Here is a 22,112-nt window from a genome sequence, read left to right on the forward strand (position 1 = left end):
AGGCGGGAAGTCGGTTGCTGGTGGTTTTGGTCGATTACTATCAACCGATAACCCGCCTGTTTTTGCAACCTACCCACCTGAATTTACGAAGAACCTTTTTTTTGCCCGACGTTTAGCGCTTCCAGATTAGCAGGCGGTTATTGGCCGGCATTTCACAGTCGCTGTGAAGTGCAAAGCCTGCCTTTGCTGCCAAACCACTCACCGCCTCGGCATCGCGGATGCCACTCATCGGGTCGCGGCTTTTTAACCACTGATCAAACTCGGCGTTGCTGGCCGAGGTGAATTGCCCTAGGTAATTGAAAGGGCCGTAGATAAAAAGCCACTGCAAATCGGCGCCGTGTTCAGCAATGCGGGCGAACAGTCGCTCCACAGAGGCCCAACTCATAATGTGTAGGGTATTGGCTGAGTAGAGTGCCTGAAAATCGCCGCTGGGCCAGGGCGAGGAATTCACCTCAAAGGGCTGCGGCGCTGGAAGGTTGTCGAGCTTGGCCTCGTCCAGCCACTGTTGTATGCCGGGCAGGTATTCCGCCTGGTCGCAACACTGCCACTGCAATTGAGGGTGAAGGCGGGCGACGTGCACCGCGTGTTGCCCGGTGCCGCTGCCAATCTCCACCACGCTTTTTAGAGTGTTAAGAATGGGCTGCAAGGTGCTAAAGATAGGCAGTTTGTTGTTTTCGCAGGCCTGGGAGTAGGGTTTTTGCATTTCAGGTACCTAGCTGGACTTTCCAGGGAGGATGGACGGCCATAGCGACCGGCCGCTACACTTTTTGTTGGTGCACAGTGTCAGTGCAGAGGAGGAGTGATGCAATACTGGTTGGTAAAATCCGAGCCGGATGCTTTTGGCATTGATGATTTGGCGGCCTGCAAAAATGCCACCGAGCACTGGGATGGGGTGCGCAATTACCAGGCGCGCAACATCATGCGCGACAACATGCAGGTGGGCGATCAGGTATTTTTCTATCACTCTGCCTGTAAAACGCCGGGCATTGTCGGCATTGCCGAGGTCGTGCGGGAGGGTTATCCCGACCACACTGCGCGCGACCCCGAGTCCAAATACTATGATCCCAAGGCCAGCGACGAGGATCCGCGCTGGTATATGGTGGACATTCAGCTGCGCCGCAAGCTGGGGCGCCTGATTCCCTTGAGCGAACTAAAAAGCCATCCGGCGCTAAGCGATATGGCGTTGCTGAAGAAGGGTAATCGCCTGTCGGTGATGCCGGTAGAAGAGCGTCACTGGCAGACGATACTCAGTCTGGAATAGGACTTAGGCGACCTCGTCGCGAAGGAACACCCACTCCGTGGCAGTGGACTGCTCAGGGCAGTAATAGTAGCCATCGGTGTCGAATTGCTTCAGTTTCTCGGCGTCGGTAATGCGCTGCTTAATCACATAGGCGCTCATCAAACCTCGGGCCTTTTTGGCGTAGAAGCTGATAATTTTGTACTTGCCGTTTTTGTAGTCTTTAAACACCGGGGTGATCACGTCGGCGTTCAGCAGCTTGGGCTTCACGGCGCTGAAGTACTCGTTCGACGCCAGGTTAAGCAGCAGCGGGCCGGCATCGCTAAATTGGGCATTGATGGCATCGGTGATGCGCTCACCCCAAAATTCGTAGAGGTTTTTGCCGCCGCTGTTGGCGAACTTTGTGCCCATTTCCAGCCGATAGGGCTGAATCAAATCCAGGGGCCGCAGCAGACCATATAAGCCGGAAAGGATGCGCAGGTGCTGCTGGGCAAAGGCGAAATCGTCGTCGCTGAAGTCGTCGGCATTCAGTCCTGTGTATACATCGCCGCGAAAAGCCAATACCGCCTGCTTGGCGTTGTCGGGCGTAAACGGCGTTTGCCAGTCAGCAAAGCGCTGGTAGTTGAGTGTTCCGAGTTTGTCGCTGATCTTCATCAGCGCGGAAATATCCTGAGGCGCCAGTTCGCGCAGCTCATCGATAAGCTGCTGCGAAGCGTCCAGAAAATCCGGCTCGCTGCGCTGCTGAGTGTGAGAGGGGGTGTCAAAGTCCAGCGTCTTTGCCGGTGAAATCAGTATCAACATGCTTGGCTCCTTTCGCCGCTACGCTTTTAACAGGTCCTGCCACCAGTTCAGCGGCTCGCCTTGGTCGTCGTAGACATTGCCGTACAGCCAGCGGGCCTCGCCGGTCTTTACATTGGCATCGAGTAATTTTTCAATCGCCTGAAAACCTACGCCAAAATGAATGCTGTAGACCAAAGCGCGTTCGCTGCTAATGTCCAGGTGGCCGCCCAGTTTTTCGATCTCGCCGGTCAGTTGCTGCTCCAGCGCTTCATTGGGCTCGCGCATAAATACGCGCAGGCAGAGATTGCCGCCGCGCTCAACCACTTTAAAGCGACCGCGCGATTCATTATTCAGTTCCAGGGTGTCCAGTGCCGCTACGCCGCGTACAAACAGCGGTGACTTTAATAAGCGATACTGGCCCTCGGTTTCGCAGGGGCTGGCCAGGCACTGTTCAAACACGGGTTGCTGGTTGTTGGGGTGAATGCCGGCGAAGAGTTCCAGTCGGGTTTCTTTATCGGCGAGAGGCGGATGGCTCATAGCAGTAATGAATTTACCTTAAAAGGCGCAATGATAGCGTGTTTGCCGGTAATTCGCATGGCGATAGGGGGCGCGCTGCGACTATAATATTGCCCCACTTGGGTCGACATGCAGTTAATTACAATAATGAGAGCGACACTACGTTTCATCGACGCCTTCACCGAGGCGACTGGCCGCGCACTGGCCTGGTGTATTCCCATCATGATGCTGGTTACCGCCGCGGTGGTGGTTATGCGTTACGGCTTTGGCTATGGCCTGACGGCCATGCAGGAGTCGGTCAGTTATCTGCACGGCTCGGTATTTATGCTCGGCGCCGCCTATGCCCTGAAACACGGCGCCCATGTGCGGGTGGATATTTTTTATCAGCGCTTTTCTCCGCGCCAGCGCGCATGGATCGACAGCCTGGGCACGCTGATATTTTTATTGCCGCTGTGTGGGCTTATTTTGCTCAGCAGCTGGGATTTCAGTGCCAAGGCCTGGGAAATTCGCGAGGCCTCTGTTGAGCCCGGCGGCATTCCAGCCGTGTTTCTACTCAAGAGCCTGATACCGCTAATGGCGGTCAATCTTGCTCTGCAGGGCCTTGCCGAACTACTGCGCAATGCTTTGGTGTTGATAGAGGGCGATGGCGCGGAGGTGAACCGTGCTGATTGAGTTGTTGCCACTGCTAATGTTCATCACCATATGCCTGGTGCTCATGCTGGGCTACCCGGTGGCCTTTAGTCTGGCCGGGGTGGCGATGATCTTTGCCGGCCTGGGTATCAGCCTCGGCCACTTCGACCCCAGTTTCCTTGCCGCGCTGCCCAACCGGATATTTGGCACCATCAACAACATCACCTTATTGGCGGTGCCGCTGTTTGTATTAATGGGCGTACTGCTGGAAAAGAGTCAGCTCGCCGAGGAATTGCTCAGCAATATGGCGGCACTGTTTGGCCGCCGGCGCGGCGGCTTGGGTATCTCGGTGATTGTTGTCGGCATGTTGCTGGCAGCCAGCACAGGTATTGTGGGGGCTACAGTGGTGACCATGGGCCTGCTCTCGTTGCCGTCGATGCTCAAGCGCGGTTACGACCCGGCACTGGCCACCGGCACCATCTGCGCCACTGGAACATTGGGCCAGATCATTCCGCCCTCTATCGCCCTGGTACTACTCGGCGACACACTCTCCAGCGCTTATCAGCAAGCGCAGTTGGATCTTGGGGTATTCAGCCCCAAAACCCTGTCGGTGGGCGATCTGTTTATCGGCGCGCTGATCCCCGGTTTGCTGCTGGTGAGCCTATACATTTTATATATGGGCGGCATGGCGATTCTTCGCCCGGAAAAAGCGCCGCCCGCCAGTGACCTGCAAGCGCCGCCAATCGGCCAGTTGCTACGGGGCTTTGTTCCGCCAGTGCTGTTGATCGTTACTGTATTGGGTTCCATTCTCGCCGGGGCCGCCACGCCTACCGAGGCGGCGGGCGTCGGTGCCCTGGGTGCAGCGCTGTTGGCGCTGCTGCGCGGCCGTCTGTCGCTGGCGCGTTTGGCCGAAGTGTCGCGGGAAACCATGAAGGTCACCTGCATGGTATTTATGATCCTGATTGGCGCCGCGGTGTTTTCCCTGGTGTTTCGCGGCTTCGGCGGCGACGAGCTGATTCACGGCGCCTTTACGGCAATGCCCGGCGGAGTGGTGGCAGCCACCGCGCTGGTGATGTTAGTGATCTTCCTGCTGGGCTTTATTCTCGACTTTATTGAAATCACCTTTGTGGTGGTGCCAATCGTCGGGCCGATTCTACTGGCCATGGGCGTAGACCCAATATGGCTGGGCATTATGATCGCGCTCAACCTGCAAACCTCTTTTCTTACGCCGCCGTTTGGCTTTTCGCTGTTCTACTTGCGCGGTGTGGCTCCGGCCTCGGTGGCAACCTCGGACATTTATCGCGGCGTGGCGCCCTATATCGTTCTGCAATTAATGGTGCTGGCGATCCTGGCGCTGTGGCCCGGTTTGGCCACGTGGTTGCCGGCGCTGGTGCGAGGCTAGAAATTAGATTGACAATACTAGGCGTCATCCGTTAACTGGGCGCTCGATGAATAATTCAAACAGTAGGAATACAAACCTATGCGTGACATAGATGATGTGCCCCGCCCCAATGGCGAGTTAGCCATGCAGGTGATCGCTATGCCTGCAGATACTAATGCCGACGGAGATATCTACGGTGGCTGGTTAATGTCGCAAATGGATCTTGCAGCCGGTATTACTGCCGGGCGACGCGCAGGTGGCAGGGTCGCTACAGTAGCCGTTGCCAGTATGGCGTTTTTGTCGCCGGTAAATGTTGGCGCGGTGGTGAGCTGTTATACCGATGTGCTCGAAGTTGGACGCAGCTCCATTCGCATCAATGTGGAAGTCTGGATCACCGAATACGACGACGAAGAGCCGATAAAGGTGACCGAGGGCGAATTTGTATTTGTCGCCATCGACGACAACGGCCGCACGCGGAGCGTCGATTAAGTTAAACCAAAACCAATAGTGCAAGGACAATAATAATGAGCATGACGGGAAAAGTGTGTTTGATTACCGGCGCGACCAACGGCATCGGCCGCGCGACCGCCAAGGCGCTGGTGGAGCAGGGTGCTGAGCTGTTTATTCTCTGCCGCAATGAAGAGAAGGGCCAAGCGCTATTGGACGAACTGCGCAGTTTACGACCCGACGCCGAGTTGTCTCTGTTAATTGCTAACCTCGGTAAAATGGCCGACATTCGCCGCGCCGCGAAGCAGTTTCTCGATACCGGCAAACCGCTTCACCTGTTATTGAACAACGCCGGTGTGGTGAATACCGAGCGCAAGCTCAGCGCCGACGGCATAGAAGAAACCTTCGCCGTGAACCACCTTGCCTATTTTCTACTGACTGAGCTGCTTCGAGAGCGCATCGTCGCCAGTGCGCCAGCGCGTATTGTGTCGGTGGCGTCGGAAGCTCATGCTTTCTGCAAAGGCGTACAGTTTGACGACCTGGAGTTTGCCCGCCAGAAATACAAAACCTTCAAAGTGTATGGCCACTCCAAGCTCTGCAATATTCTGTGGACCCGCCATCTGGCCAAGCAACTCGAAGGTACTGGCGTAACGGTAAACTGTGTGCATCCTGGCGCAGTCAGCACCGGCCTCGGCCAGCAAGACAATGTCATCATCGGGAAAGTGTTAGGGCTGGTGTTAAAACCGTTTTTCCGCAGCCCCGACAAGGGCGCCGAAACCTCCATTTATGTGGCGACCTCGACCAGCTTGGAAGGGGTTACCGGCGAGTACTTTGCCGACTGCAAACCCAAGCGCATTAAGCCCTGGGGCAAAGACGACGCAGCGGCGGAAAAACTGTGGTCGTTCAGCGAGGCCTACACCAAAACCACCGTTAGCTAATGGTGTGAACAGGCGCCTAGAGAGCGCCTTTCTCTATCTGCCGCTCAATCCACTGCGTGGACTTGGCAACGCCAGAGCCCGGTAACAATTGCTGGGTTAGCCTGGCCGCCGCTGCCAAACCCGCCAGGGAAATTCCCGTTTCATAGCCTTGCTGATTCAGCATCAGCACTAAATCTTCCGTGGCTATATTTCCCGAGGCTCCCGGTGCAAAAGGGCAGCCCCCCAAGCCTGCAATAGACGCGTCAAAGCGCCGCACACCGCTTTCGAGTGCAGCATAGGCATTGGCGATACCCATGCCTCGGGTGTCGTGAAAGTGACAGGCGATTAAAGCGCTACCAAATTCGCGACATAATTTATTGGTTAGCGCTGCAGATTGCTGCGGCGTCGCCGCGCCAATCGTATCGGCTAAGACAATTTCTTTTGCGCCTGCGGCGATTAATACCTCGGTTTGTTACTGCCTGCGCTCGGTTTGGATGTTGTGACCGATCTGCTTGGCGGGGTGCTGATGCCATTGCTTGACCCCCTCGATAATCTATTGGGCGCGTTAACCACCGATGCCTTGCACCAGCGTTTTATTCAACATACCGAAACCCTGGCGCTGTTCTCGCAACTCACTTGGAATATTAATGACCGATTGAGTCTGGTGGCGGGCTTGCGGGCATCGGAGGAAAAGAAAGCCGTAGATCTGGACCAGAACTATGAGCAAACCGGCTTGCTGTTGCAGTCCGCCTTCGGGGTGACCGAGTACCAGCTGAAGGACACGCGGGAAGAGTCCAATATCGCCCCCAAGCTATCGATGAAATACAGCCTGGACGACGACTTGATCTACGCCAGCTATTCAGAAGGATTTAAAGCGGGAGGCTATAACCCGCTGGCACGCACGGCGGATGAGTCCGGCTTTGATCAGGAACGCGCCAAGGCCTATGAGCTGGGCTACAAGCTCACTGCCTACGACGGCGTACTTACGATTAATACCGCGCTCTACCACACTGAATTTAGCGATATGCAAATTCAGGCATTTATCGGCAACGGCTTTATTGTGAACAATGCCGCGAAGGCGACCACTGAGGGGGCGGAGTTTGATATCAGTTGGCAGCCCTGGCGTGGCAGCCACTTCTTTGCGAGTTGGGGCTATAGCGATGCCCGCTTCGACAGCTATAAAGACGGGCCCTGCCCGGCGTCATCCAATGAAGAAACCTGCGATCTAAGTGGATCGCAGCTACCCCGCTCACCAAAAATCAGTGCCACCGCCGGCTTTAATGTTGCCGTACCGTTGTGGCAGGAAAAAGTCGCCATGATGGTCGGCGCTGATATGAGCTGGCGTGACCGGATATTGTTTGACCTGGATGCCGACCCCATCGACAGCCAGGATGCCTACCACTTGATCAATGTTCATGCCGGTCTGGTAGATCCTAATGGCGGTTGGCAGTTGATGGCGCATATTAAAAATGTAGAGAACAAAACCATTCGCCACTTTGCCGCGGATATGCCTATTTTCAGCGGCTCACACATGGGCTTCTTGATGCCGCCCCGGATGTTTAGTGCTGAGCTACGGTTTAACTATTAAGCCTTTAACTGCCTATAGGTCTCGGGCGTTAATATAGGCTTGCTCGGAAATATGGTGGTAGTTTTTCGCGCCTTCCAGGAATTGCTTCCAACTGGTGTAAACCCGCTGGGTGAGTTCATCAGTTTGCGCCAGCTCCGCCAGGTAGTCGTCAGAGGTTTTGTGCAGCGCGCGAATCACATCATCGGGCAGCTTGCGTAGCTGTACGTCGTGTTGCTCTACCAGTTCTTTTAAGGCGTTATTATTGCGCGCGGTATATTCGTCGAGCATATCGGCGTTGGCATAGCGCGCCGCAACCTCAACAATGGCTTGCAGGTCTTCGGGCAGAGCTTCAAAAGCCTGCTTGTTCACGATTAGTTCGAGAGTCGAGCCGGGCTCATGCCAGCCTGGATAATAGTAATAACGCGTGACCTCGTGAAAGCCGAAGGCCAGATCGTTGTAGGGTGCCACCCACTCGGTGGCGTCGATCACGCCGGTTTGCAACGATGTGTACAGCTCGCCGCCCGGCAGCGTTACCGAGGTGCCCCCCAGGCGGTTTAATACTTCACCGCCCGAGCCGGGAATGCGCATTTTCAGCCCTTTGAGGTCGTCGACCGAATTAATCTCTTTGTTAAACCAGCCCGCCATTTGCACGCCGGTATTGCCGCCGGCCATGGGAATCAAATTAAAGGGGGCATAGGCCTCGCGCCACAATTCCAAGCCGCCGCCGTGGTAGAGCCAGCCATTCATTTCCTGTGCGCTCATACCAAAGGGCACGGCGGTGAAGAAGATTGATGAGGGCAATTTTCCCTTCCAATAATAGGCCGCGCCGTGGCCCGCCTGAACGCTACCGGCAGAAACGGCATCGAATACGCCGAGGGCAGGAACCAGTTCACCGGCGCCATAAACGCTGATTTGCAGGCGGCCGCGGCTCATGCGGTTGACGACCTCGGCAAACTTTTCTGGTGCGGTGCCCAGGCCGGGAAAGTTTTTCGGCCAGGTGGTGACCAGTTTCCATTGATACACTCGCTCACCGCCCAGGGCGGCAGTTCGCGCGTTGTCATCGGCGACATAGTGCCGGCTGCGCTCGCCCACATAGAGCCAGCTCATGGCGACCAGCGCGGCAACCAGGGCCAGAATAATGAGCGGTGTAGTGCGCGCGTTTGAAGAGCGGTTCATAGCGTTACCTTATTATTGTTGTGAGCCGGTGTGATTACAGCAGCTCCAGATTGGCGTACTGCAATACCAGCCATTTGCTGCCTTCGTCCTCAAAATTTACCTGTACCCGAGCGCTGGCGCCCTGGCCCTCGAAGCTGAGCACGGTGCCCGCACCAAAAAAACTGTGCAGCACGCGCTGACCCAGAGCAATACCGCAGTCGGCGGCGGCCTGAGCAGCAATATTGCCGCTGGCAAAGCTGCTCGGACGGGTCACAGTATTGTTAATACGCACTTCGTTGATGAGGTCGTTGGGGATTTCGCGGATGAAGCGCGACAGACTGTTGAAGTTCTCTTGCCCGTGCAGTCGCCGTGACTCGGCGTAACTCAGAAACAACTGCTGCTCGGCGCGAGTAATACCCACATAGGCGAGGCGACGTTCTTCTTCAAGGCGTGCGGGGTCGTCCATCGACATCTTGTGGGGGAACAGGTTTTCCTCGACGCCCACCATAAACACGATGGGGAACTCCAGACCTTTGGCGGAGTGCAGAGTCATTAGTTGAATGCTGTCTTCGTGCTCGTCGGCCTGCTGTTCACCGGCATCGAGGGCCGCTTGGTCGAGGAATTCGCGCAGCAAATCAGCATCCGGGTCTTCCGGGGTAAAGCTACGCGCGGCACTGACCAATTCCTGCAGGTTTTCTATGCGCGCCTGACCCTTCTCGCCTTTTTCCTTTTGGTGGAAGGCGATCAGTCCGGCTTTGTCGATGACTAAATCCACCTGCTCATCCAGCGACTGGTCACTGCACTGTTCGGCGAGGTCTTCGACCAGTGACAGGAAGCCGCGCAGGGCGTTGCCGGCGCGCGCGGTGAGGGCGCCGTTTTGAATCATCGCCATGGCCGACTGCCACAGCGACAGTTGATGGTCGCGAGCGTATTCACGCAGCATCTCCACCGTGCGATTGCCGATGCCGCGCGTGGGCGTGTTGATCACCCTTTCCATGGCGGTGTCGTCGTCGCGCAGGGCGATCAAGCGCAAATAGGCGAGGGCGTTTTTAATTTCCAGCCGGTCATAGAAGCGCTGGCCGCCGTAGATGCGATAGGGTTGGCCGCTGCGAATCAGCGCCTCTTCCAATACCCGCGACTGGGCATTGCTGCGGTATAGAATACCGATGTCGGCGCGGCGATAGTCCTGGCGGAGCAACTCGTCGATACGGTCGGTGACAAAGCGCGCTTCGTCCTGCTCATTGAACGCGGCAAACAGGGTGATGGGCTCGCCGTCTTCGCCGCTGGTCCAAAGCTCTTTACCCAGCCGCTGGCTGTTGTTTTTGATCACCGCATTGGCGGCACTGAGAATGGTGCCGGTGGAGCGGTAGTTCTGCTCCAGGCGAATAATGCGGGTATCGGCAAAGTCCTTCGAGAACTGCTGAATGTTCTCAATGCGCGCGCCGCGCCAGCCGTAAATGGACTGGTCGTCATCGCCCACGGCGGTAATAGGCATGCCATTGCCGGCAAGAATCCGCAGCCAGGCGTATTGCACGGCGTTGGTGTCCTGGAACTCGTCGACCAGCACATGCTTAAAGCGCTGTTGATAGTGGGCGAGTACCGCCGGGTTGTCGCGCCATAACTCCAGGGCGCGGAGCAGCAACTCGGCGAAGTCGATAACCCCCTGCTGCTGGCAGATCTCCTCGTAGCGCCGATAAACCTTCAACATGGTTTGCAGGTACAGGTCGCCACCCGGGTCATCAATGTGGGCGCTGCGTCGGCCCTCGTCTTTGTGGCCGTTGATAAAGTAACAGGACTGGCGCGGTGGCCAGCGAGAATCATCCAGTTGCAGTTCGCGGTGGATGCGCTTCATCAGCCTCAGCTGGTCGTCGCTGTCGAGAATCTGAAAATTCTCCGGCAGACCGGCTTCGCGGGCGTGGGCCTTTAATAGGCGGTGGGCAAGGCCGTGGAACGTGCCCACCCACATACCACCTTGCAGGCTGCTGCCCAGCAGCTCCTCAATACGGCCGCGCATCTCCCGAGCCGCCTTGTTGGTAAAGGTAACCGCCATAATGCTGTACGGCGACAGGCCCTCTACCTTTATCTTCCAGGCTATGCGGTGAACCAGCACGCGGGTTTTGCCACTACCGGCCCCCGCCAGCACCAGTGTGCCCGGGCTGTCAGCGGTTACCGCGTCGCGTTGCGCGTCGTTGAGTTGATCGAGAATATAAGATACGTCCATGGGCGGCTATTCTATCGGGAATGGCGGGTTCTGGCACCGTCGCTGAGTAGGAATCTCGTCATCGGCGGCCTTGGGTTACAATACGCGGTAGGGCTTGCTCGGTGAGCCGCTGTTAGCCAAGCCGGTGGAGAAACGCTTGAAACCCAGAAATATCATCCGCGCCATTGAAACCAGCCGCGAGGCCATGCGCCGCAGCGAGCGCAAGGTGGCCGACTATATCCTCGCCAATCGCCGCGAAGTGATTCATATGCGCATTGTTGATCTGGCGCAGGAGGCCCACGTTAGCGAGCCAACTGTGGTGCGCTTTTGTCGAGCGGTCGGTTGCGACGGTTTTCAGAATTTCAAAGTGGCCCTGGCTCAGCATGTGGCGCACAGCCCTGAATATGAGGCGGTGAGCTACGGCGATGAAGACAGTGCTCGGCAGTACACCTTTAAGGTGTTCGACGCCACTATGGAAGCGCTTAAGCGGGTGCGCGACAGCATAGAAGTGGATGCCATTGAAAAAGCGGTGGAGCTGCTCAGCAATGCGCGCCGGGTGGAGTTTTACGGTTTTGGTGCTTCGGCAGCGGTTGCCCACGATGCCCAGCACAACTTCTTTCGCCTGCAAATCAGCGCCAGTGTCTATGCCGACCCCCACGTGCAGGCCATGTCGGCGATGTCCCTGCACGCCGACGATGTGGTGGTGGCTATCTCCCAGTCCGGCCGTACCCGGGCCTTGCTAGATGCCATCAAACTGGCCAAGAACAACGGCGCGCCGGTTATTGCCCTGGCGCCGTCTGGCAGTCCTATCGCAGAGCTGAGCGACCTACCAATCTACGTGGATGTCGATAACGACAAAGGCGCTTATACGCCGCTACCTTCACGGCTGGCCCATATGACGGTGCTCGATATTTTGGCGGTGGGTATTTCCGCCAGCAAAGCCGGCTTGCGCGAGCACCTTGAAAGTATTGAGCAGGGCCTGCAGTCGCTGCGCTTGGAAGGGCCTGAGTAGTTTTGCCGCTACCGGGCTTTGGCGCGTCGTTTTTGCCACCGCTTGTAATAGTGTAAGCCGCCGGTAAGGCACAACCACGCCAGCGCGATACCGCTGAGAAGGGTTAACAGGCGGTAGGGGGTGTTCATGCCGAAGCCGGAGTGGAGGGGGTAGAGCTGGTTCAGCAGCCTACGTGTTGTTGGCATGTTGTCGGCGCGCTCGGTGCGACGGAGTTCTCCGCTGCGAGTATTGAGCCAGACGGTAGTGCGGCCATTGAGGTGCCATTCGCCATTGAGGCGGAAGCGCACTTTTAGCGTTACATCCCCTTGTTCGCGGCCAATGGTGATGTAAGTGGGCCAGCTTCCGTCTATTTCACTATGTGCCAGCATGTAGCCTCTGCTTATTGCCGATGTCGGGGTTTGTGGCTCAGCGCTTTTCACCGTGAAGACGGGGTTGGGTGGCAGCAGGGGGAAAATGAGTTTTTGCCAGAGCATCAAGCTGCCGGTGAGTAGGATCAATAATAGAATGGGGCTGCTCACGGCGCCGGTATGCCGATGGTATTGCAGCCATTGTGAGGGGCGTAATTTTTTGGGGAGCACCCAGCGCCAGCGAAATCCGCGGCGGCCTGGCCACCATAAGATGACCCCGCTGATACAGAGAAATAGTGCGAGCACGCCAGCCACCAATAACAACGCTTCGCCGATCTCACCGCTGAGAAGATCAACGTGCAGCTCGCGAATAAATGAGATGACGTCGAGAAACCAAAGATTATTGGCATAGGGCTGAAGGCTGCCCAAGGCCAGCAGTTCTAACCCCTCTGCGTGGCGCACCGCCCAGTAGGGCTCCAGTTGGCTGGGGGCTTTTAATTTCAGCGCCGGGTCGATACCCCGCTGGCTCGCCAGTGCCGAAAGCTCCTCGGCCAACTGTTGATGGCGGTAGTCGGCAGGCAGGCTTGCATCGGGAGTGACAATCGCCGCGACTAACTCCTTCTGATAGACCAACAATGCACCACTGACGGCCGCGACAAGTAATACGCCAAGCCCGGCAAGGCCGGCCCATAAATGCCAGCGCCACAGGCCCGGCGCGCGAACTTTGCGCGGCCGCCGGGGTGGGTTTGAGGCTGTGTCAGACACTGCGAAAAGCGCCTTAGAAATTCAGCTGGTAGGCCATACCAAAGCTGCGACCAATGCCTTTGAAGTTGCGCAGGTCGTTGGGGCTGCTCTGCGAATAATAGGTGTAGTAGTCGCGGTTAGTCAGATTCTGGACTGACACGCTCAGCACGCCGGGGCCGACATTCATCTCAGCGCTGGCATCGACGGTGGTGTAGCCGTCAAACTGATTGACGGTAACATCGTTGCTGTCTTTCACGCGGCGTTCGCGCAGGTGGTTCACCTGAATACGCGAGCTGAGCGCGGGGGTCCACTGGCGCTGCCAACTGAGGTTCACGCGGTCCGGTGAAATGTTGGTGCCGCCGAGGTCTGAGTCCACTTTACCGTCCTGGTCAGAGTCGTAACGACCCTCTGCCTGTGCGTAGCGCAGGTCAAAGATGTCGGCCTCCGTGGCATTCCATGCCAGGCGCATTTCAATGCCATCAACTTCGGTTTTCTCGCGCTTAACGGTGTATATCCCGTCTGCGCCGCGTTGCAAACGCTGGCCGAAGTCCGAGTCGGAAACATAGTAGCTCAGCTGTGCATTCACGGTGCCGTTGTCGTATTCAACGCCAAATTCGCTGTTTTCAGTGAGAATAGGCTGCAGGTTCAAAAAGGACTCAACGTCCTGGTCTGGCTGATCAATGCCTCGCAATACGCGGCCGACATCGGGCATGGAAAAGGCCTCGGCGTAATTGGCAAATGCGCGCCAGCGCTCGGTGAACTGATACGTGCCGCCGATGTTGTACAGGGTTTCTGAAAAATCGGGCGCGCCGCCCTTCACGAATTGGCTGCCGTAGCGGAACAGGGTGGTAAAGTCATCCACATCGAGCTTGGATTCTTCGTGGCGTACTCCCGCCGTTAGTGTGGCATTTTCAATGCCGGTGAATTCGGCTTGCAGGTAGGGTGCGTAGTTGTTGTAGCGGGTTTCTGGTACCCAGGCGCGGCCGGTTTGCACCAGCTCTTGCCAGGTTTTGTCTTGCAGGATGTCGATGCCGTAAACCAAAGATAGCGGCAGGCCGCCGACCTGATCTTTGGCCAGGGTAATTTTGGCGCCAATTTTCTCGGAGTTATTCTGCGACTGGTCAATCAGGTCTGGCCCGTACGCTGGGTCCTGAAACGTGGCTATCGGGGTAATTTGAGCCCCGTATGTGGCTTCGAAATCTTGCTTGAATGCCTGAACCCGCAGGCTATGCCCGAGTATCTCGGGGTTCTCGTAGCTTAAGCCGATAGTGGTAACGCGGTTGCGCGCACCTTCGGCGGGCAGTTCCGCGCGGATGGCGGTGGTGGGGATGTCGGCATCCACGTCGCCGGGAACCGAGGTCCACTTGTGGTCGCTTTCGACATTGAAGCGATTGACCATCAGTTCGACGCGCTGGTCATTCCAGTTGTAACCGGTTTTCAGGAAGACATCATATTGCTCAGAGGCCATGGTATCGCCCTGTGTGTTGTCGACCCCAATCACCTCACCGTTGGCGTCGTATGCGATGCCATTGTCGCGAAAGCCCACGCTGGCCAACACGTCGAATTGGTCGATACGATTGGAAACGCTGTAGTGCACCCCCCGGTCCAGGCTTTCGCTGACGCGCTCGGTTTGAAAGCCGACGTCAACGCGCAGGCTTTGCTCAAGGGTTTCCGTGGGGCGTTTGGTGATCAGGTTAATGATACCGCCGGCCGCGCCGAGCCCGTGAATGGCGTTGGCGCCGTGCAAGACTTCCACACGTTCGAGCATCAGTGGAGAGATGGTATGGCCGTCGCGGCCACCGCTGCGCAAGGGGTTGGATTGGGGAATGCCGTCAATCAAATACAGCGGCTTGCGGCCTCGCAAGGTCTCTCCGGCGTTGGTCATCTTTTGGCGCGCTGGCGAAAAGCTGGGGATCAGTTTTCCCAACACACTGGAAAGATCGTTTTGAATAGACAGCTGCTGAGCAAGAGCTGCTTGATCAATAACGGTGACGGTATTGGGGATCGTGCTCAGTGGTTTTTCGACACGGCTGGCAGTGACTACCACTTCTTCAACCTTGTCATCGGCATGGGCTGGCAATGCCAGTACGGTGAGGCTGGTGCAAAGTAGGCAGCGGTAAAACGAAGGTGGCTGGCGCATGGTCGGTCCTTGAGAGGGCGAGAAATTTTGGGAATGGTAGAGTAGTTGATAATCGTTATCAATAATAAATTAGTCTCGCCAGGGTTCCAGTTGCCAGTGCGGCGGGCTGAGTTGTAGTCGATGGCTTAACTGAAGCTCAGATAAAAAGTAGCTGTCGTGAGAGACCACCACCAAACAGCCGGAATAGTCGCGCAGCATAGATTCCAGAGCGCTCAGTGAGGGCAGGTCGAGATGGTTGCTGGGCTCGTCCAACAATAGCAAGTTGGGTGGTGAGTCGGCGTATAACAGGCAGGCCAGATAAGCCTTAAGTTGCTCACCGCCGCTGAGCTCGCGGCAGGGGGCAAGCAATTTATCGGGCCCTAAACCCAGTTGGGCCAGGCGCATGCGCTGCTGTTCTTCGGGGGTGCCGGGGCTGATCTCACGCAACTGTGCTAACGCCGAGCGCTGCGGATCCAGGGCGCTGAGGTGTTGGTCGAGGTAGGCGCATTGCTTCGTTGTATAAACGTCGCCACTGCGGGGTTTCAGTACCCCGGCAATCACCTGCAGCAAAGTGGATTTGCCGCTGCCATTTGGGCCGACAATCCCGACCTTATGCTGCGTGGTGAGCGTAATGTTCAGCGGTGTAGAGTGCGAAACGAAGGGCAGCTGAACGTCGTTGAACTCGGCAACACGGCGGGAGTGGCGGCCCTGGTTGGGGCTGTGCACCGCGATAACGGCGGCGTTATCGAGCGCTTTTTGCGCGCTGTGAATGGTCCCCACCAGCGAGTTTCGTCTGGCATCATGTTGGCGTTGCAGTTTTCCAGATGCGTTTTCGCTGCGCTGCTGCCGGCTGTCGAGGATGAGCTTTGATTGGCTGCCTTCCCTGCGCTGCGTTTTGCCCCGCGCCTGACGACGAGCGATACGCTCGCGGTGTTGCTGCATGCCGCGCTCCTCGCGCCTGCGTTGTCGTTTACTCTGTTGAAGGGTTTCCAGCGCCACACGCTGTTCAGCTGCCTTGCGCTGTGAATAAAAGGCGTAGTTGCCGCCGTAGTGACTCAGGCCAGACGGAGAAAGCTCGATGATATGTTCAAGCGTATTAAGCAGCTGCCGGTCATGGCTAATGACGAGCAGGCCACTCTTCCAATTTTGTAGTTGCTGAATAAGGGCCTGGCGATGCTCGCCATCCAGGTGATTACTGGGCTCGTCCAAAATCAGCAAGTCGGGTTTTGCGTGCATTGCTCCGGCCAGCGCGATGCGCATGGCCTGGCCGCCGCTGAGCTTGCAGGCGAGCGTTGCTGCGGGGGTGGCGGCGAGTCCGGCCGAGGCGACTATTTGCTGTAGTTCCTGACGAATATCCCAGCGCTCCCCGAGTATTTTGAAATCATTGGGGTCAACACTGCCTTGCTCAATACGTGCCAGCGCACCGATTTCGGGGCCCACCCCGGCCAGCTCGGCCAGCGTTGTCTTGGCAGTTAGCGGCAGTTGTTGCGGCAGGTAGTACACCGACCCGTAGTGATGGCAATGACCCGATGTCGGGGCCACTTGCTTGGCGAGGATGCGTGCTAACACACTTTTGCCCACGCCATTGCGGCCCACCAAGCCCACTGACGTGTCGCTGAGTTGAGCGTGTACATTTGTGAAGAGAGTGCTGCCATTCGGCAGTGAATAAGACACATTTTCCAGTGTCAGAAGAAGCTTCGTCATTGTGAATACCATAAACGCCAAGAACCACCCCATAGCACTGGGGACGAGAACGGCCGTCTTAGAGACGGAGGCATTAATTGTTCACTGGACGAAGACTCCTTATTGGGAGGAATGTCCGATGACTATAAATGATTCGTTCACAGGGTCAACTTTCTGCTGCCAGCCACTTGTACATTACGAAGGCGTCAACGTATCCCTGCTTTGGGTGATTAAAGGCATTGGGAATGTGACCAACGATATCAAAGCCAAGTTTGCGCCAGAGTCTAACCGCTCCCTCATTGCTCGACGCAACGAAATTGAACTGCATTGCTTTATAGCCCAATTCAAGTGCAAGACGTTGAGAGTGCTCGCACATCGCGGTGGCAAGCCCTCGGCCTCGAGCTGCGGAGGAAACCATATAACCGCAGTTACATACATGATTACCGGGGCCGGCTTGATTCGTTTTTATGTAATAACTGCCGAGTACGACACCGTCTTCCTCTGCTACAAAGGTGCGTCGAGGTAATTGCATCCACAGGTTTTGTGCTGCGTGTTTGTCGATGTCCGGTTCGTAGGCATAGGTTTCTGCCGCTTGTGCAATATCTTGGAAAAATGGCCAGATTTGATCCCAGTCACTGTCTTTGGCGTCTCTAATTTGCATAAAAATATACCTGCACACTACCGTGATTAGGCGAGGGGCTCTTGGCCACGCACGCCAAATAAAAAGAGGCCAAGCGTAATCAATGCTGTCGCAAAAACTGAGCCCCAGGCGATAAATTGTAGGCTGGCGCCCCACTGACTCCATGTGCCGATGCTCCCGAAATACAGGAGGTACAGACACGCTCCGCCGTTGCTGACGATGCCCACCCAGATCGGCCCTATCAGGCGCCGCCCTCGGAGAGCTTCACGCAGCGCAAAGCCATAACCCACACACAGGGCTAAATATGCCCAGCCCAGTAGGCGAACGAACATATAGCTGTTCTGCGCCGGGAGGCCGAGGCTTTCCAGCATGGTCGCCGGGAATAACAGCAGTGGTAGGCACCAGAGGATTACGGTGCCGAGGATCTTAAAAATTAGTACTAGAGAAAGTGGGTTCATTGTTCTCTCAACACGTTAATAACCGCTTAGCGCGTTTGTAGCCACTGGGCGATAGCCTGGCCGATTTCCTGCGGGGAGTCTTCATGAATAAAGTGCCGGGGATTACACTACTGAGCGCATTTCCCATGCAATCCAGCAACATCGACAGAGCTGACTCAGCAGGCCACCGGCAGTTTAACTACTATTCAATAGTGTTATTTATGGTAATTTTTTTGCTCTACGTTTTGAGTATGGATACTTAGAATACTGATAAATTCAAGTAATCAGTCAAAGGGAAATATTCAATTGAAAATGGATTTTAATCGTGAATTTTCAGTGGGGCTACTTGTACTAGTAGGTATTTACGCCGGAATTTATCTTAATAGTGATTATTTTGATGTGTTTACGGCGTCATTTGTCGATCTGAGATCTGAATATACAGCTGTAGAGCAGCTGTCCAAGTTCGGCTTGATCCTGTCTATGTTGGCTTGTTTGTATTCATTCCATTTCACACCGGTCTACATATACCTTGAAAGCAACCGCGAGCTTGTTCGCATTGCTTTTAACAATCTATCTCAGCGAAAGCAATATGATTAGGGAAAAGTATCAGCCAGTTTTTGGTGGAATACTTATTATTGCGACTGCATATTGGCTGCTTAGGGCAAAAGAGTTCGTTGTACTCGTATTGTTTTGCACGGGTATTGGCATCGCATCTTCGGGGTCGCTGCATGATTTTCTTCAAGAGTCCGAGTCGTTCTTGGCGCTAGTCCCGTCTAGTATTACCAGCTTCATCCTCAGTTTTAATGAAGAGAGTATAGATACGCTGGGTATTGGTGTTATTTGCCTTTCGGTAGCGTTTCTAGCTCCACAGCCGCTATCGAAGTTAGTTGATAAAGGGTGGGGGTATTTTTTTCTCGTAGTCATAGCCGCAAGCATAGTTGCGATCGGTAACGGGCTTGCACACTACCAGTATGACCCGAGTACTGAATTGCTGATTGTTAGCTCGTTGCTATCGCTGATGGGCTTGAGCATTTACTATATTCTGGATAACGCCGTTAAGGATGAGCATTTCAAGCATGTCGTCGAGAATAAAAAAATCCTCTACGTGGCTACAATTTATTTATTTTTTGTTCTGCCGGTTCTATGGGCTGATTACAATAACTTCACCGCAGTGTCATTTTGGCTACTCAGTATTTATCTAGGCAAAAAAATGTACGAAAAATCGCTAAAGGCTATATAAGCGGGTTTCATGCACTTTATTATACGCTGGCGTAAAGTGTGCGCTCGGCCAGCCAGCGATCGATGAGAGGCTGAACATTTTGTGGGTGGTGTTCACTGAGTAGGCGCGCTTGTTCTCGCACGCTGTCCAGTAATTCTTCGTCGCGTTGCAGGTCGGCAATTTTAAAGCTCATTAGCCCGGTTTGACGGGTGCCGAGGACTTCGCCGGGGCCGCGAAGTTGCAGGTCTTGTTCGGCGATGACAAAGCCGTCGTTGCTGTCGCGTAGTGCAGATAAGCGCTGGCGGCCATTGCGCGACAACGGACTTTGGTAGAGCAGTACGCAATGGCTTTGTTGATGTCCTCTGCCCACTCGCCCGCGCAGTTGGTGGAGTTGGGCGAGTCCCAAGCGCTCGGCATTTTCGATAATCATCAGCGTGGCGTTGGGGACATCAACGCCGACTTCAATAACCGTTGTTGCGACCAGCAAATCGACTTTTGCGGCCTTGAAATCTGCCATCATGGCGGCCTTTTCGGCGGCTTTCATGCGCCCGTGCACCAAGCCGACATTCAATTCCGGCAGTGCGTTCTTGAGTTGTTGCCAGCTCACCTCGGCGGCTTGCGCCTGTAATTTGTCTGACTCTTCGATCAAGGTGCATACCCAATAGGCTTGTTGGCCACTTTGACAGACGGCGCGCAGCCGTTCGACAATTTGCTCGCGCCGGTCGTTGGCAAGCACCACGGTATTTATCGGGCTGCGCCCCGGTGGCAACTCGTCGATGACGGAGGTATCCAGGTCAGCGTAGGCGGTCATTGCCAGCGTTCTGGGAATGGGCGTGGCCGTCATAATCAACTGGTGGGGATGGCCGACCTGATCCTCGCCTTTCTGTTTGAGAGCGAGGCGTTGGTGCACACCGAAGCGGTGTTGTTCGTCGACAATAACCAGGCCGAGTTTGGCGAATATTACCTCGTCTTGAAACAGCGCGTGGGTGCCTACCACCACGTGCGCTTTGTGCTCGGCAATGCGCTGTTGGGCAGCGGTTCGGGCTTTGCCTTTTTGCTTGCCGCTGAGCCAGGCAACCTCCAGATTGAGCGGGGCCAGCCATTGGCTGAAGTTGTGGAAGTGCTGCTCGGCGAGGATCTCGGTGGGCGCCATGATGGCAACCTGATAACCGCTGGCGGCGGCGCGCAGCGCGGCGAGTGCAGCAACGGCGGTTTTGCCACTGCCGACATCACCTTGCACCAAGCGCAGCATAGGCGCGCCCTGGTGTAGGTCGCGGCGGATTTCATCGGCAACGCGCTGCTGCGCTGAGGTAAGGGTGAAACCCAGGCCGTCGAGAAAGGCGTTTTCGAGATCATCGGGGCCGTCGAGCCGGGGCGCGCCAAAGCGGCGGGCCTCGACGCGCAATTTTTGCAGCGCCAGGTTATGGGCCAGCAATTCCTCAAAGGCGAGGCGCTGCTGACTGGGGTGCTGGCCAGATTGCAGTAGCTCAAGCGAGGCGTCTGCCGGTGGATGATGCAAATAGCGCAGTGCCTCGGCCAGTGTCCAGCGGCCTGGCAGTGCCGTCGGCGGTAGCCATTCGGTAATGGGGTGAGTATCGAGATAGTGCAGGGCTTGGCCGCATAGTTTTCGCCAGCTGGTTTGAGCAAACCCCTCCGTGCTTGGGTAAATGGGCGTCAGCCGGTCCTCGACGGGAGCAACTGCCTCCCCTTGCCGAACGGTGTACTCCGGATGGTAAAACTCCAGGCCGCTGGCGCCGCGCCGGGCCTCGCCAAAACAGCGCAGTCTCGCGCCTTTACTGAGTTGTTGTTTCTGCGCGGCGTTGAAGTGAAAGAAGCGCAGTGTTGTGGTGCCAGTGCCGTCGCGCAGCCGACAAACCAGGCTGCGCCGTCGCCCGAAAGTGATATCGGCGGCGAGTACTTCGCCTTCGATCACCACATCGTTGCCGGGTTGCAAGGCGCCGATAGGGCAGATGCGGGTGCGATCCTGGTAGCGCAGTGGCAGGTGGAAAAGCAGATCTTGCACAGTGTGTAGTCCGAGCTTTTTGAGCTTTTCTCTCAGCTTTGGACCTACGCCCTTGAGCGAACTTACATCAAGTTGGTGCAGGGCTTGGGTCATGTGGTGGGGTAATCGCTGTGGGCGGTTTTGATCGCCTGACTGATAACGTCGATGGCTTGGTGGCGGGGGAAGCTGGCCCGCCAGGCCAGGGCAATTTCCCGCGTGGGCGGTGTGCCGGCAAAGGGCCGAGTGCACAACATACCGTCGCCGTAGGGCCCGACTTGGGCGGCGGACAAAGGCAAAATGCTGATGCCGAGTTTGGAGGCCACCATGTGTTTGAGGGTTTCCAAAGAACTGCCCTCAACTACTGACTGAAGCAGGCGGTCACTGCGGGCCAGGTGCTGCTGTAGTCCGGGGCAAGCGGCGAGCACTTGGTCGCGAAAACAATGGCCTTCGCCCAGCAACAATACGTTTTGCTGATACAGGTCGCTGTGCTTAATATGGGACTTCGCGGCCAGTGGGTGATCGCCCGGCAGCAGCACCACAAAGGGCTCGTCGTAGAGCGTTTGGGTAACCACCTCGGGTTCATTGAAGGGCAGGGCAATAACGATGGCGTCGAGCTTGCCGCTGCGCAGGCGACCGCGAAGAATCGCCGTCATATTTTCCTCAACATACAGTGGCATTTGCGGCGCGAGTTCGCGGATGCGGGGGATGGCGCGCGGATAAAGATAGGGGCCGACGGTGTGAATGGCGCCCAGCGCCATGGGGCTGCCCAGAGGGTCGCGCCCCTGAGCGGCCAGTTCGCGAATCCGCTCGCTCTGTTCCAGCACGTACCGGGATTGCTCGATAATCTGCTCGCCGATAGGTGTGCAGGTCACCTGGCCGCGGCTGCGTTCGAACAGGCTTACCGCTAATTCCTCTTCAAGCTTTTTAACCGCCACACTGAGGGTGGGTTGGCTAACAAAGCAGCGCTCGGCGGCCTTGCCAAAATGTCCGGTTTCCTGAAGCGCGATGATGTAGCGTAATTCTGTTAGCGTCACAAAATTGCCTGGTTCGATAGTTTTAGACTATAGCGCAGCAGTGTA

The 22,112-nt window shown here is 56.2% G+C and carries 21 protein-coding genes; 8 read left to right on the forward strand and 13 right to left on the reverse strand.

The window, feature by feature from the left end; all coding sequences use genetic code 11:
• Nucleotides 1–112: 112 nt before the first annotated feature.
• Nucleotides 113–703, reverse strand: coding sequence for a DUF938 domain-containing protein (locus tag HNR64_RS14090; RefSeq protein ID WP_204997074.1), 591 nt, complete (start codon nucleotides 701–703; stop codon nucleotides 113–115).
• A 99-nt stretch (nucleotides 704–802) separates the two neighbouring features.
• Between HNR64_RS14090 and HNR64_RS14095 the strand changes: the two genes are divergently transcribed.
• Nucleotides 803–1,261 carry an EVE domain-containing protein gene (locus tag HNR64_RS14095; protein ID WP_204997075.1) on the forward strand — a complete coding sequence of 153 codons (459 nt, stop codon included), beginning with the start codon at nucleotides 803–805 and terminating at the stop codon, nucleotides 1,259–1,261.
• A gap of 3 nt (nucleotides 1,262–1,264) precedes the next feature.
• Here HNR64_RS14095 and yaaA read toward each other — a convergent pair whose 3' ends face one another.
• Both yaaA and HNR64_RS14105 read right to left on the reverse strand, forming a co-directional pair.
• On the reverse strand, nucleotides 1,265–2,038 hold the full coding sequence (gene yaaA / locus HNR64_RS14100; protein ID WP_204997076.1) for a peroxide stress protein YaaA: 774 nt from the start codon (nucleotides 2,036–2,038) through the stop codon (nucleotides 1,265–1,267).
• A gap of 18 nt (nucleotides 2,039–2,056) precedes the next feature.
• The gene (locus HNR64_RS14105) at nucleotides 2,057–2,554 is read right to left on the reverse strand and encodes a DUF4265 domain-containing protein (RefSeq protein ID WP_204997077.1); all 498 of its coding nucleotides are present in this window, start codon (nucleotides 2,552–2,554) and stop codon (nucleotides 2,057–2,059) included.
• A 126-nt stretch (nucleotides 2,555–2,680) separates the two neighbouring features.
• Between HNR64_RS14105 and HNR64_RS14110 the strand changes: the two genes are divergently transcribed.
• The 4 genes from HNR64_RS14110 (at nucleotide 2,681) to HNR64_RS14125 (ending at nucleotide 5,929) form a co-directional block, all read left to right on the forward strand.
• Nucleotides 2,681–3,205, forward strand: coding sequence for a TRAP transporter small permease subunit (locus HNR64_RS14110; protein WP_204997078.1), 525 nt, complete (start codon nucleotides 2,681–2,683; stop codon nucleotides 3,203–3,205).
• A complete protein-coding gene (locus tag HNR64_RS14115; RefSeq protein ID WP_204997203.1) occupies nucleotides 3,198–4,565 on the forward strand; it encodes a TRAP transporter large permease in 1,368 nt (455 codons plus the stop codon). The genes HNR64_RS14110 and HNR64_RS14115 overlap by 8 nt, the downstream gene beginning before the upstream one ends.
• 78 nt (nucleotides 4,566–4,643) lie before the next feature.
• Nucleotides 4,644–5,033, forward strand: coding sequence for an acyl-CoA thioesterase (locus HNR64_RS14120; RefSeq protein ID WP_027874832.1), 390 nt, complete (start codon nucleotides 4,644–4,646; stop codon nucleotides 5,031–5,033).
• Nucleotides 5,034–5,068: 35 nt separating this feature from the next.
• Nucleotides 5,069–5,929, forward strand: a complete 861-nt coding sequence (locus HNR64_RS14125; RefSeq protein WP_204997079.1) for an SDR family oxidoreductase — start codon at nucleotides 5,069–5,071, stop codon at nucleotides 5,927–5,929.
• Between the two features lie 16 nt (nucleotides 5,930–5,945).
• Here HNR64_RS14125 and HNR64_RS14130 read toward each other — a convergent pair whose 3' ends face one another.
• Nucleotides 5,946–6,365, reverse strand: a complete 420-nt coding sequence (locus HNR64_RS14130) for a beta/alpha barrel domain-containing protein (protein ID WP_204997204.1) — start codon at nucleotides 6,363–6,365, stop codon at nucleotides 5,946–5,948.
• A gap of 42 nt (nucleotides 6,366–6,407) precedes the next feature.
• On the opposite strand from HNR64_RS14130, the gene HNR64_RS14135 reads away from it, so the two are divergent.
• A complete protein-coding gene (locus tag HNR64_RS14135; RefSeq protein WP_204997080.1) occupies nucleotides 6,408–7,496 on the forward strand; it encodes a TonB-dependent receptor domain-containing protein in 1,089 nt (362 codons plus the stop codon).
• 12 nt (nucleotides 7,497–7,508) lie between these two features.
• Here the strand turns inward: HNR64_RS14135 and HNR64_RS14140 are convergent, their stop codons facing one another.
• Nucleotides 7,509–8,651 carry a TRAP transporter substrate-binding protein gene (locus HNR64_RS14140; protein ID WP_204997081.1) on the reverse strand — a complete coding sequence of 381 codons (1,143 nt, stop codon included), beginning with the start codon at nucleotides 8,649–8,651 and terminating at the stop codon, nucleotides 7,509–7,511.
• Between the two features lie 34 nt (nucleotides 8,652–8,685).
• Entirely contained in the window at nucleotides 8,686–10,851 is a 2,166-nt protein-coding gene (gene uvrD / locus HNR64_RS14145; RefSeq protein WP_204997082.1) for a DNA helicase II, read from the reverse strand.
• A 136-nt stretch (nucleotides 10,852–10,987) separates the two neighbouring features.
• On the opposite strand from uvrD, the gene HNR64_RS14150 reads away from it, so the two are divergent.
• Nucleotides 10,988–11,842: an SIS domain-containing protein gene (locus HNR64_RS14150; protein ID WP_036256936.1), complete on the forward strand. Its 855-nt coding sequence runs from the start codon at nucleotides 10,988–10,990 to the stop codon at nucleotides 11,840–11,842.
• Nucleotides 11,843–11,850: 8 nt separating this feature from the next.
• On the opposite strand, the gene HNR64_RS14155 is transcribed toward HNR64_RS14150, so the two are convergent.
• From HNR64_RS14155 to HNR64_RS14175, 5 genes are all read right to left on the reverse strand, one after another.
• Nucleotides 11,851–12,954, reverse strand: a complete 1,104-nt coding sequence (locus HNR64_RS14155; protein WP_204997083.1) for a PepSY domain-containing protein — start codon at nucleotides 12,952–12,954, stop codon at nucleotides 11,851–11,853.
• Between the two features lie 13 nt (nucleotides 12,955–12,967).
• Entirely contained in the window at nucleotides 12,968–15,073 is a 2,106-nt protein-coding gene (locus HNR64_RS14160) for a TonB-dependent receptor (RefSeq protein ID WP_204997084.1), read from the reverse strand.
• Between the two features lie 69 nt (nucleotides 15,074–15,142).
• Entirely contained in the window at nucleotides 15,143–16,756 is a 1,614-nt protein-coding gene (locus tag HNR64_RS14165) for an ABC-F family ATP-binding cassette domain-containing protein (protein WP_204997085.1), read from the reverse strand.
• A 145-nt stretch (nucleotides 16,757–16,901) separates the two neighbouring features.
• Nucleotides 16,902–17,396 carry a GNAT family N-acetyltransferase gene (locus HNR64_RS14170; protein ID WP_204997086.1) on the reverse strand — a complete coding sequence of 165 codons (495 nt, stop codon included), beginning with the start codon at nucleotides 17,394–17,396 and terminating at the stop codon, nucleotides 16,902–16,904.
• 26 nt (nucleotides 17,397–17,422) lie between these two features.
• Entirely contained in the window at nucleotides 17,423–17,833 is a 411-nt protein-coding gene (locus HNR64_RS14175; RefSeq protein WP_204997087.1) for a hypothetical protein, read from the reverse strand.
• A 508-nt stretch (nucleotides 17,834–18,341) separates the two neighbouring features.
• Between HNR64_RS14175 and HNR64_RS14180 the strand changes: the two genes are divergently transcribed.
• Complete coding sequence (locus HNR64_RS14180; protein WP_204997088.1) at nucleotides 18,342–19,052, forward strand: hypothetical protein; 711 nt, start codon at nucleotides 18,342–18,344, stop codon at nucleotides 19,050–19,052.
• Nucleotides 19,053–19,071: 19 nt separating this feature from the next.
• Here HNR64_RS14180 and recG read toward each other — a convergent pair whose 3' ends face one another.
• Nucleotides 19,072–21,147, reverse strand: a complete 2,076-nt coding sequence (gene recG / locus HNR64_RS14185) for an ATP-dependent DNA helicase RecG (protein ID WP_204997089.1) — start codon at nucleotides 21,145–21,147, stop codon at nucleotides 19,072–19,074.
• Entirely contained in the window at nucleotides 21,144–22,067 is a 924-nt protein-coding gene (locus HNR64_RS14190) for a LysR substrate-binding domain-containing protein (protein ID WP_204997090.1), read from the reverse strand. The genes recG and HNR64_RS14190 overlap by 4 nt, the downstream gene beginning before the upstream one ends.
• Nucleotides 22,068–22,112 lie beyond the last annotated feature (45 nt).

The organism is Spongiibacter marinus, from assembly GCF_016906995.1.
GTDB lineage: Bacteria > Pseudomonadota > Gammaproteobacteria > Pseudomonadales > Spongiibacteraceae > Spongiibacter > Spongiibacter marinus.